The 10,755-nt window shown below is 40.4% G+C and carries 9 protein-coding genes and 1 pseudogene; 5 read left to right on the forward strand and 5 right to left on the reverse strand.

Translation table 11 applies throughout. The features are described 5' to 3' along the window. The 3 genes and pseudogenes from AC4GME_RS11830 to AC4GME_RS11840 form a co-directional block, all read right to left on the reverse strand. Nucleotides 1-963 (reverse strand): annotated as a pseudogene (locus AC4GME_RS11830) (efflux RND transporter permease subunit); the annotation flags it as partial. Nucleotides 964-971: 8 nt separating this feature from the next. Next, a complete protein-coding gene (locus tag AC4GME_RS11835; RefSeq protein WP_490376253.1) occupies nucleotides 972-2,093 on the reverse strand; it encodes an efflux RND transporter periplasmic adaptor subunit in 1,122 nt (373 codons plus the stop codon). Between the two features lie 22 nt (nucleotides 2,094-2,115). Beyond that, nucleotides 2,116-2,718: a TetR/AcrR family transcriptional regulator gene (locus AC4GME_RS11840; RefSeq protein WP_490376252.1), complete on the reverse strand. Its 603-nt coding sequence runs from the start codon at nucleotides 2,716-2,718 to the stop codon at nucleotides 2,116-2,118. Between the two features lie 180 nt (nucleotides 2,719-2,898). On the opposite strand from AC4GME_RS11840, the gene rep reads away from it, so the two are divergent. Next, nucleotides 2,899-4,908 (forward strand): DNA helicase Rep, encoded by a 2,010-nt coding sequence (rep, locus tag AC4GME_RS11845; protein ID WP_490376251.1) that lies wholly within the window; start codon nucleotides 2,899-2,901, stop codon nucleotides 4,906-4,908. Between the two features lie 23 nt (nucleotides 4,909-4,931). Here the strand turns inward: rep and AC4GME_RS11850 are convergent, their stop codons facing one another. Together AC4GME_RS11850 and tolC are read right to left on the reverse strand one after the other, a co-directional pair. After that, nucleotides 4,932-5,576, reverse strand: coding sequence for a nitroreductase family protein (locus tag AC4GME_RS11850; protein ID WP_490376250.1), 645 nt, complete (start codon nucleotides 5,574-5,576; stop codon nucleotides 4,932-4,934). 82 nt (nucleotides 5,577-5,658) lie between these two features. Continuing rightward, nucleotides 5,659-6,975 (reverse strand): outer membrane channel protein TolC, encoded by a 1,317-nt coding sequence (tolC, locus tag AC4GME_RS11855; protein ID WP_490376249.1) that lies wholly within the window; start codon nucleotides 6,973-6,975, stop codon nucleotides 5,659-5,661. Between the two features lie 116 nt (nucleotides 6,976-7,091). On the opposite strand from tolC, the gene nudF reads away from it, so the two are divergent. The 4 genes from nudF to AC4GME_RS11875 all read left to right on the forward strand — a co-directional run. Beyond that, a complete protein-coding gene (gene nudF / locus AC4GME_RS11860) occupies nucleotides 7,092-7,727 on the forward strand; it encodes an ADP-ribose diphosphatase (protein WP_490376248.1) in 636 nt (211 codons plus the stop codon). A gap of 186 nt (nucleotides 7,728-7,913) precedes the next feature. After that, the gene (cpdA, locus tag AC4GME_RS11865; protein ID WP_490376247.1) at nucleotides 7,914-8,741 is read left to right on the forward strand and encodes a 3',5'-cyclic-AMP phosphodiesterase; all 828 of its coding nucleotides are present in this window, start codon (nucleotides 7,914-7,916) and stop codon (nucleotides 8,739-8,741) included. Nucleotides 8,742-8,959: 218 nt separating this feature from the next. Continuing rightward, entirely contained in the window at nucleotides 8,960-9,529 is a 570-nt protein-coding gene (locus tag AC4GME_RS11870; protein ID WP_490376246.1) for a YqiA/YcfP family alpha/beta fold hydrolase, read from the forward strand. Nucleotides 9,530-9,736: 207 nt separating this feature from the next. Then, nucleotides 9,737-10,755, forward strand: a 1,019-nt coding sequence (locus tag AC4GME_RS11875; protein ID WP_490379438.1) for an ATP-binding protein, incomplete at its 3' end; no start/stop codon positions are given.

Raw genomic sequence — 10,755 nt, forward strand, 5'->3', positions numbered from 1 at the left:
ATATAAAACCTCCATTTTTATGGAACTTGGATTGTTTTTTTCTAACTCCGGCAACATTTCACGTACACCTGCCGTGATATCAAGCGGATTGGCGGTCGGCGCCGCATCTATGGCCACAACAACAGCGTCATTACCGTTCGCCATTGTACGAGAGGTATCATGGCTCTTTTCTAATGAAACGCGGGCAATATCCTGCAGGCGGATCACTTTACCATTTTCACGTGTGGCGATAATCAGGTTTTCTAATTCAGCACTGCTTTTTACCTGCGTCTCTGTATTACCGTTAAACAGGGTGTAATAACTGTTTGCTTGTCCCGTTGCTGACTGAATATTATTCGCCTGCAGAATTTGTACAACATCTTGTGTCGTCAGATTGAATCCCGCCATACGTTCAGGATCTATCCAGATACGCAGCGCAAATTGAGTACCGCCATAAAGATTAACTTTCGCGACCCCATTGATACTAAAGAGCTGAGGTTTAATAACTCGTTCAAGATAATCGGTAATTTGGCTGGAATTGAGTTGTTCGCTCGAAAAAGAGATATAAATAACCGAGGTAGTTGAACCTGTACTCATATCAATAGTCGGATCTTCCGCTTCACTTGGCAGTTGCGAACGCACACTATTTACTTTGGCAAGAATATCGGCAACCGCACCATTAGGGTCGGTATTAAGCTTCATATAGACGCTAATGCTTGAGTTGCCCATAAAACTTTGCGAAGTGATAAAGTCGATATTATCCGCTTGCGCAATTGCCTGCTCAATCGGTTGGGTAATAAAACCCTGAATAAGATCCGCGTTAGCCCCGTAATAACTGGTTGAGACAGTCACAACCGTATTGGTCATGGTCGGGTACTCACGTACCTGCATTTTTCCGAGTGCCTGCAGACCTAATAAAACGATCAGCAGACTGAGTGATATCGCCAGTACCGGACGGCGTATAAAGGTATCAGTAAATTTCATTAGACCCCCTACAGCGCTGGAATTTCAGCTGGTTTATGTAAAATATCGGATTCAATAACTTTAACATGCGCACCATTACTTAAACGTACTTGGCCACTGGTCACAATCACATCACTTTTACTTAAACCTGCTAGGACATGTATTGCGCCATCTTTGCTTTTACCCAGTTTTACGATACGTTGATCTGCCTGCAGAAAAATTTTACCCTCTTTAGTTTGTTGCTCACTCAGCAGGTAAACGGTCTCACCGTAAAGGGTGTAATTAATCGCTGTTTCTGGAATGATAATTTGTGCTTGCAGTGTCGGCAAAATAATATTGGCTTTAGCAAACATGCCAGATCGTAACTTTTGTTCTGTATTTGGGATGTCCGCCTGCACTTGAATGACACCACTTTGGAAGTTAACAGCAGGTTCAATTGCTGAAATTGTACCTTTAAAAGTCGTTTCCGGCTCGGCATCAACAAATATATCCATGCTCTGACCGATATGAATTTTATTGAGATCATTTTGTGCAATGGTAAAACGTAAACGCATGCGACTGACATCTTCTAAACGGACAATATCTGAGCCTGCCGTTAAATAATCACCCATATAAACATTACGTAAACCTGTTATGCCGCTAAATGGCGCGCGAATAACCCGGCGGCTAATAGTTGCCTGATAACTTTCTATTTGACCTTGCAGTGCTAACATCTCCGCTTCGGCATCATCAACTTGACCTTGTGAAACTGAGCCTTTTTGGAATAATGAAGACATCCGTTTGTAGTTACCTTTAACTGCGGAGATACGCCCTTGAGCGGCTTTTAGGTTGGCTTTTTCCACTTCGGAATCAAGATAAATAAGCGCATCACCCGCTTTTAGTTTTTGGCCTGACTCAAAGTTGATTTTCACGACTTTACCTGCCACTTCATTGGCAATATTAACGCCTTGAGTTGGTTCTATAAAACCAATCGCACGCAGGTGAGGTGTCCAGTCTTCAAGTTTAATACTTGTACTGGTCACTGGAAATTCAGGGATAGGGCGGTTAGCTAGAAATTCTTTAATTTTTTCCGCTTTAAACATGTTAAAACCAATCACACTACCGAAGACCAGTACTGCTAATAATAGTGCCGAAGCGATCCATTTTTTCATTATGTTACCTTAATTATTTAAATTAAATTTTTTGAATTATCAACCAAGATGCATCTCTGACCTGGTTGATTTGAATTTCATCTGCATTGAAGCGTTTTCTTATTACTTTTCTGGCTAAATTAATAGCACTATCAAAACTTACTGCGATTAATGCGGAGACTTGCCAGTTGTGAAAGCGGCCCTCAACTATTCCTTGCTGATAAAAATCGAATAAGGGATAAAATGCGCCATCTTCACATAAAGCAGCTTGTCCTTGAGCTAGATCGGGCTGCGAAAAAAGCATTTCAATAACCGCTAATCGTTGCGGATTTTTTAGCACCGCATCAAATGTATTTCGCCATAACAGCTTATATTTTTGTTCTGGAGTTTGTTTGTCTGACCAGCCTTTAAAAAAAGTGTGTGCGCCTTCTTGAGTAATGTGTAGATACAATTCGCGAATTAATGTTTCTTTATTTTCAAAATAGCGATAAATGGTACCGGCAGCAATACCCGCAGTGTCTGCTAATAGTTTCATTGATAAGCCGTAAAGTCCGCGTTCTGCTAACAATGCTTCAGCAGTCGCTAAAATCTGTTGTCGTTTGTCCATAAACACACCGATAATGAATGAACGTTCATTATCGTGCATTCATCTTTTTATGCAATGCTTAAATGAAATTTAATCGCTTGATCTAAAACGGTTCGTTGTGAATAGCGGCTTTATTGTCCCCTATGCTGTGCATGACAATTCATATTGGGCGTTGGTATTCACCTTAAACTCACGTAAAATATGCCTGCTGAAATTATTTAAATATATTTAGGAAATACCATGAAGCTTAACCCCGGACAAGATGCCGCAGTAAAAATGATCTCAGGCCCCTGTCTTGTTCTAGCGGGGGCGGGAAGCGGTAAAACCCGCGTAATAACCAATAAAATTGCCCACTTAGTGCAGAATTGTGATTATTTAGCCAAAAATATTGCGGCGGTAACCTTCACCAACAAAGCCGCTCGGGAAATGAAAGAGCGTGTCAGCCAGACGCTGGGACGAAAGGAAGCGCGTGGTTTGATGGTATCGACTTTTCACTCATTAGGTTTAGATATTATCAAACGTGAATATAAAACCTTAGGCATGAAAGCGGGTTTTACCCTGTTTGATGATCAAGATACCTTAGCGTTATTAAAAGAACTGACCGAAAAGCAGCTGCAAGAAGATATGGATCAGCTTAAAGCGTTAGTTACACAAATCTCTAACTGGAAAAATGCTTTAGTTTTACCTCCGCAGGCAATCAAACAGGCAAAAGGTGAGCGTGATGTTATCTTTGCTCATTGTTATGACCTTTATCAGCGTCAGTTAAAAGCTTATAACGCGCTGGATTTTGATGATTTAATTGTAATGCCCACTCTGCTGCTCACTTTAAAAGAAGAAGTTCGTTTACGCTGGCAGAAAAAAATTCGTTATCTACTGGTCGATGAGTACCAGGATACCAATACCAGTCAGTATGAATTAATTAAAGCCCTAGTCGGCGAGCGCGCAAGGTTTACTGTGGTGGGGGATGATGATCAGTCAATCTATTCGTGGCGCGGTGCCCGTCCTGAAAACTTGGTGTTATTACAAAACGATTTTCCGCAGTTAAAAGTGGTGAAACTTGAGCAGAATTACCGCTCCAGTCAGCGAGTCTTAAAAGCCGCCAATATATTAATCGCCAATAACCCGCATGAATTTGATAAACGTCTTTTTAGCGAACTGGCTTATGGTGAATCCATTAAAGTGCTGTTTGCAAAAAATGAGCAGCATGAAGCTGAACGTGTAGTAATGGAGTTATCCGGCCATAAATTTATGAATGGTGCTTCATTTAGTGATTATGCGGTACTTTACCGTGGTAACCATCAAAGCCGTTTACTTGAAAAAGTGATGATGGAAAACCGTATTCCCTATCGCATTAGCGGCGGCACCTCATTTTTTGCTCGAAGTGAAATCAAAGACATCATGGCGTATTTAAAGCTGTTAGTGAATCACGATGATGAGAATGCGTTTATACGAGTTGTTAACAAACCAACGCGCGGCATAGGTGCTGCGACTCGTGAGAAACTGGGGAATTATGCTAATTTACGACAGATTAGTATGTTTGCGGCAAGTTTTGAAATGGGCTTAGAGCAGACGTTATCAGGTAAAGGTTTGCAGTCACTACAAGCCTTTACCCGCTGGTTGGTGGAATTGAATGATCGCCTGAAGCGGGAAGAGTCTGTTGATGTGGTGCGCGATTTGATCCGGGATATTGGTTACGAAGACTGGTTATACGAGAGCAGCCCAAGCCCGAAGGCGGCAGAAATGCAGATGAAAAACGTATCTATGTTATTTAAATGGGTAACAGAGATGCTTAAAGGTGATGATCTTGATGAAGAGATGACACTTGAACAGGTTGTCGCACGCTTAACGCTGCGCGATATGCTTTCTCGTAATGAAGAAGAGGAAGAGTTAGATCAGGTGCAGCTGATGACCTTGCATGCATCGAAAGGGCTGGAATTCCCGTTTGTGTATATGATAGGGATGGAAGAGGGGATTTTACCGCATCAAGTGAGCATCGATGAAGATAATGTTGAAGAGGAACGGCGCCTTGCTTATGTGGGCATTACCCGTGCACAGAAAGAGTTAACCTTTACACTGGCAAAAGAGCGTAATCAATATGGTGAGTTAATTAAACCTACACCAAGCCGTTTCTTATCTGAATTACCTCAGGATGATCTTGACTGGGAAAGCGGCCCTCGGAAAAAGACAGATCAACAGAAAAAGCAGTTAGCTGATAAAGGCATCGCAAATTTACGTGCCCTATTTGATTAGCCTCCTGTTAGGGGGGCTTGGATTTATTTGATCTCTGTGATCATTTTTTCGCGCGGAAAGCGTACCTTCTGCGCTTTATCTAAGGTATTAAAATCACTAAGATCCCGCTTTCCAAGCACTGCGCTGACCACGGATGTTAAACCTTTCTCCTTTAAGCCAAGCAGTTGATCCATAGCTTTTGTATCAAAGCCTTCAATTGGACAGCTGTCTAAATCAAGCAGCGCACATGTTGTCAAAAACTGTCCGAAAACAATACAGACTTGTCGTTTTAACCATTCCTGGCGCTCATTTTCAGACATGCTGCCAATATAGTTGTTGAGCATTTCAACGCGTGCTTCATTAACTTCAATATCTCGTATATCGGCAGTGAGTTGTTCTATATCCTGCAGATCTTGTCTGTTAAATGTGGTTTTTGCACAAAAAATAAGAAGGTAAGCACTGTCTTTATATTTGTCCTGGTTACTCTGCCAGGTGGCTTCTGCCAGCTGTGCTTTTTTAGCCGGGTTGCTAATTAAATAAAGATGCCAGGCTTGTGAATTAATAGAGGTTGGAGAGAGTGGTAGCGTGTCTAATAAAAGTTGCAGTTTATCCTCTTCAATATCTTCTCCAGCTTTAAATACTTTGGTGCTGTAACGTTGCTGTAGTGCGCCTTTTAATTTTTCTAACATGGCATTTGTTCCTTTAAAAAAAAAGGAAAGCATTTAGCTTTCCTTTGGGTTTATCTGTTGTTATCTTTTTGCTTGGCTTTACCTATTTTTCAACTAAACCTGCAGAAACATCTATGATGTCTTGCTCTGCTAATGTGCCTGCTGAGAATTTAAGCTGCAGCATATTTAGAATGTAATCATAGCGCGCATTGGCGAGCTGATTTTCTGATGCATATAAGTTACGCGTCGCATCTAATACATCAACAATGGTACGGGTGCCGACTTCAAAGCCAGCTTCCGTTGCTTTAAGTGCGCTATTTGAAGAGGTTACCGTTTGCTCGTAAGCTTGAATTGAGCTGATTGATGCGCGTACATTGTTATAACCACTGCTGACTTGTGTTTCGATGCTACGGAATGTTAGCACTAAGTCTTCACTTGCGAAGATGTAATTATATTGTGCCTGTTTAACCTGTGAAGTGATGTTGCCACCAGTGTAAATGGGTACATTTAAGTTAATCCCAACGGTTGCAGCACTCATATCAGTATCGCGAGTTATTGGCGCATCGATATCATAATCTGTATTGTCATAACCTAAACTAGCGGTTAAATCTAAGGTTGGCAGATGTCCTGTTTTAGCTAACTCAATCTGCATTTGCGCCAGCTCTTTTGAGATGCGTTTACCATGCAGATTAAGGTTATGCTCGATGGATCTGTTGCGCCAAGATTTAATATCCCCTTCTAGTTCTTGGGGTGAAAAAATATCGGTATTTAGATAAGCAACGTTGTGAATATCTTCGCCTGTTAATTCACGCAGGGTGTAATATGAGTTGTCGAGGTTGTTTTGTGCGGTTATTTCATCGGCATTTGTTCGATCGTATTCAGCTTGTGCTTCATGCACGTCTGTAATGGCAATCAGACCCACTTCAAAACGTTGTTTAGTTTGCTCTAGTTGACGCTCAACCGCGCGTTTATTCGCCTGTACCGATTTAACCGCTTCATCTGCACGCAATACATTAAAATAAGCGGTCGAAGTTCTAAGTAACAGATCTTGGGCAGCATAGCCGTAAATGGTTGCAAACTGTGTTGCTTGCTTTTCGGCAAGATCCAGCTGTTGCCAATATGAGCCATTATAAAGTGACTGGCTTAAAGAAAGGTTTGCACCATAGTTTGAATTTGTTGCTTCATCTTCACTTGCACTTGTATAACCTGCGTTAAGTCCGAAACCGATTTGCGGTAATAAAGCCGCATTTGCTTCAGATACTTTTTCTAAATATACGTCATACTGCGCTTTGCTTTTAAGAATAGTGGGATCTTTGATTTTAGCTGTTTGATAAATCTGTAATAAATTATCAGCATGAACAGAGTAACTGATACTCGTTAATGCAATTAATGATGCGAGAGAGATTCGTTTTATCGTCATGACCAAGAGTCCTGTTGAGTAATATCAAATAGTTTAAATAATAGGCTAGCATACAATTGCTTAAGTGTATTATAAACTATAAAAGTTATGTATGAATTTTGGAAGGGTAGCAGAAAATGAACGAACATTCAGTTTCAAGTGAAACAAAACAGCCAAGCTATAACCACAGTGATGTGAAAATATTAAAAAAAGAGCCTTTATACAAAGGTTTTTTTAAGTGTAATAAGTACACATTACAACATAAACTATTTGCTGGTGGTTGGAGTGCAGAGATTCAGCGCGAGTTTTTCGAACGCGGTCATGCCGCCGCATTATTACCCTATGATGTCAAAAACGACAGGGTTGTTTTGCTTGAGCAGTTTCGTTTGGGGGCGATGGAAACGAAACAATCCCCATGGTTATTTGAGTTGGTGGCGGGCATTATTGAAGAAGGGGAAATGCCAGAGGAGGTGGTAAAACGCGAAGCACTTGAGGAGGCTGGATTAACCGTTAATTCGTGCCAATTCATTACCAACTACCTGGTCAGCCCTGGAGGCACAACGGAACAAATAGATCTGTTTATCGCTAATGTTGACAGTAGTCTGGCAAGTGGAATTCATGGTTTAGCGGATGAAGGTGAAGATATTCGTGTTCATGTTTTGCCCAGAGAAACGGCTTATCAGTGGGTAATTGATGGAAAAATTAATAATGCGGCCACCATTATTGCGCTGCAATGGCTTGAACTAAATAAAGAAAAGGGTCTGCATTTGTAATCTTTGTTTCTTTATCGAGCAGATCTGAAAAGTAAATGAGGCATCGCTAACATTTTTGGCTTTTAATTGGTAATCGGTAACTAGCAAATGATAAAATTGTGGACTTATGTAAGTTACAAATCAATTGCCTGATTTATAATCAGTAATAACCTGCTAACAAAATATTTAAACCAATATATGAGCGCTATGAAGACACAAGTCGCACAATTAAAAGCAAATGCACAAGGTGATTTACCGCTTTTGCAGATCACAGATATGCATCTTTTTTCAGATAGGGAAAAAGATCTGCTCGGTATTAAAACGGTACAAAGCTACGAGGCTGTGATTGAGCATGCGTCAAGATACTCATCTGAATGTCTTGCAGTTTTATCAACGGGTGATCTTTCTCAAGATCATTCTGAACAATCATATATCGATTTTACAACACATATAAAAACCTTAGAGATGCCTTGTTACTGGTTGCCCGGAAATCATGATATACAAGCGGTTATGTTACCTAGCTTATTGCAGCAAGGTTTAGCGCAAACGAGACAAATTATCAGTGATCATTGGCAAATTATAATGCTGGACTCGCAAGTAGAAGGCGTTGTCTATGGCGGACTAAGTGAGCAACAATTATGTTTTTTACAGCAGGCACTAGATGAGTACCCTGATAAACATACTTTAATCTGTATCCATCATCATGTTTTACCTGTGGGATCTGCATGGCTTGATCAGCATATCTTAAAAAACAGCCAACCGTTTTTAGATTTAATAGAGTCCTTTGATAATGTACGAGCAGTGTTATCCGGACATGTTCATCAAGCTGGCGATATTTTACACAATGGCATCTGTTTTATGACGACACCATCAACTTGTGTGCAGTTCAAACCAAACTCTGATGATTTTGCGCTTGATTCACAAGCACCGGGTTACCGCTATTTATCACTTAATAAAGAGGGTGATATCAGTACTCGTATTGAGCGGTTAGAGCAGGGCGCATTTACCGTTGATGCGGATGCAAAAGGTTATTGATAGCAAATTCGGCAATTATTTAATCTGTTATACAGAAATTGTCGATAGCTTGTTACTTGATTTTATTCATAACATCCAGCCTAACAACACTGCGTGGCCAGCTAAGCTGTGAAAAATCGTTGCATACGATTTTGTATAATTAGAGTAATTAGTTATTACCAGCAATACTTTGCTCTGCGCAATTTCTAGATAGATACCTAATTATAGGAATTGCTATAATGGCAAAAATTTTATTAGCTCTGCACGGTTTTCATAGTTCGCCTGAATCATTAAAAGCCCAACAAATGTCGGCTTATCTGGCTAGCTATTTTCCCGAAATCACCTTTGTCTGCCCACAACTTCCCTGTTTTCCTGAGCAGATGTGGGAACTGGTTGAATCTGTTTTGGAAAAACACAAAAAGGATCAAATAGCAGTGATGGGGAGTTCACTAGGTGGTTATTTGGCAACTAAAATAGCAGAGAAATACCAAGTTAAGGTGTTATTGATTAACCCTGCCGTTTCCCCCTACCTTTTACTTTCACATGCAGGGCAACAAAAGCATCCCTATACGTCAGAAACCTATCAGATAGGTACAAATTACCTGGCACAATTAAAAGCACTGGAAGTTCCATATATAGGCACGCCAGAGCAATGTTGGGTGTTATTACAAAAAGATGATGAAATATTAGATTATCGTGAAGCGCTGCAAAAATATAAACAGTGTAAAATAACCTGTGAACAGGGAGGGGATCATAGTTTTATTGGCTTTGATCGTTATCTGCCTGATATTATTGAATTTTTATTTTAAAGTCGTCATTGCTTTAAATAATTTAGTTTCCCGAGATAGCAGCAAGCATCAGCGACCAATATAATTGGGATTTAAAGAATAGTTAACTCCTGCTAACTATCAGTGGGAAGTAATTCTGCAAATTGTTATTATTAGCTTTAAACATTCACTCTCTTACGCTGTGCGTGAGATTGATACAATCACTTGATTTTTAAAATAGGCGCAAGCATGAGCGAACAGTATAATTCAGATTCCATTGAAGTTCTAAACGGGCTTGATCCTGTTCGTCATCGTCCAGGGATGTACACCGAAACCTCACGCCCTAATCATCTTGCTCAAGAAGTTATCGATAATAGTGTCGATGAGGCGCTAGCGGGTCATGCAACTGTTATTCAAGTTATTTTATATGAAGATCAATCAATTGAAGTGATTGATGATGGCCGAGGCATGCCGATTGATATTCACCCTGAAGAGGGGATTTCAGGTGTGGAGCTGATTTTTTGTAAATTACATGCTGGTGGTAAATTCTCAGGTAAAAATTATGAAATATCAGGCGGTTTGCACGGTGTCGGTATCTCAGTGGTTAATGCTCTGTCTAAAAGAGTTGATGTAAGTATTCGCCGTGATGCACAAGTTTATGAAATTGCCTTTGAAAATGGAAATAAAGTCGAAGAGCTACATGTTACAGGCAGTTGCGGTAAACGTAATACAGGTACAAGTGTACGTTTTTATCCGGATCCCTCTTATTTTGACAGCGCCCGTTTTTCGGTTTCACGCCTTTTACATCTGTTAAAAGCCAAAGCGGTTTTATGCCCGGGTTTAAGTGTTAAATTTAAAGATAAAGTTAATAAAAATGATTATCAGTGGTGTTATCAAGATGGTTTAAATGATTACCTGCTTGAGGCCGTTTCTGAAAATGAACTATTACCCTCAACGCCATTTGTGGGTAAATTTACCGCAAACAGAGAGATGGCTGATTGGGCGGTAGTTTGGCTGCCGGAAGGGGGGGATTCGCTTTCAGAAAGTTACGTTAATTTGATCCCGACAGTACAAGGTGGTACACACGTTAATGGTTTTAGACAGGGGTTGTTAGATGCAATGCGTGAGTTTTGTGATATCCGCAACCTACTACCACGCGGTTTAAAATTAACTCCTGAGGATATCTGGGATAAATGTGCTTATATTCTGTCAGTTAAAATTAAAGAACCGCAATTTGCCGGACAAACTAAAGAACGCCTGTCATCAAG

The sequence above is a fragment of the Psychromonas sp. genome (genome assembly GCF_983033635.1).

Coding starts and splice junctions, on each gene's coding strand:
- AC4GME_RS11850 (WP_490376250.1), bottom strand. CDS start 5,576: ATGTTAGAAAAATTAAAAGGCGCACTACAGCAACGTTACAGCACCAAA.
- tolC (WP_490376249.1), bottom strand. CDS start 6,975: ATGACGATAAAACGAATCTCTCTCGCATCATTAATTGCATTAACGAGT.
- cpdA (WP_490376247.1), top strand. CDS start 7,914: ATGAAGACACAAGTCGCACAATTAAAAGCAAATGCACAAGGTGATTTA.
- AC4GME_RS11835 (WP_490376253.1), bottom strand. CDS start 2,093: ATGAAAAAATGGATCGCTTCGGCACTATTATTAGCAGTACTGGTCTTC.
- AC4GME_RS11870 (WP_490376246.1), top strand. CDS start 8,960: ATGGCAAAAATTTTATTAGCTCTGCACGGTTTTCATAGTTCGCCTGAA.
- AC4GME_RS11840 (WP_490376252.1), bottom strand. CDS start 2,718: ATGCACGATAATGAACGTTCATTCATTATCGGTGTGTTTATGGACAAA.
- rep (WP_490376251.1), top strand. CDS start 2,899: ATGAAGCTTAACCCCGGACAAGATGCCGCAGTAAAAATGATCTCAGGC.
- nudF (WP_490376248.1), top strand. CDS start 7,092: ATGAACGAACATTCAGTTTCAAGTGAAACAAAACAGCCAAGCTATAAC.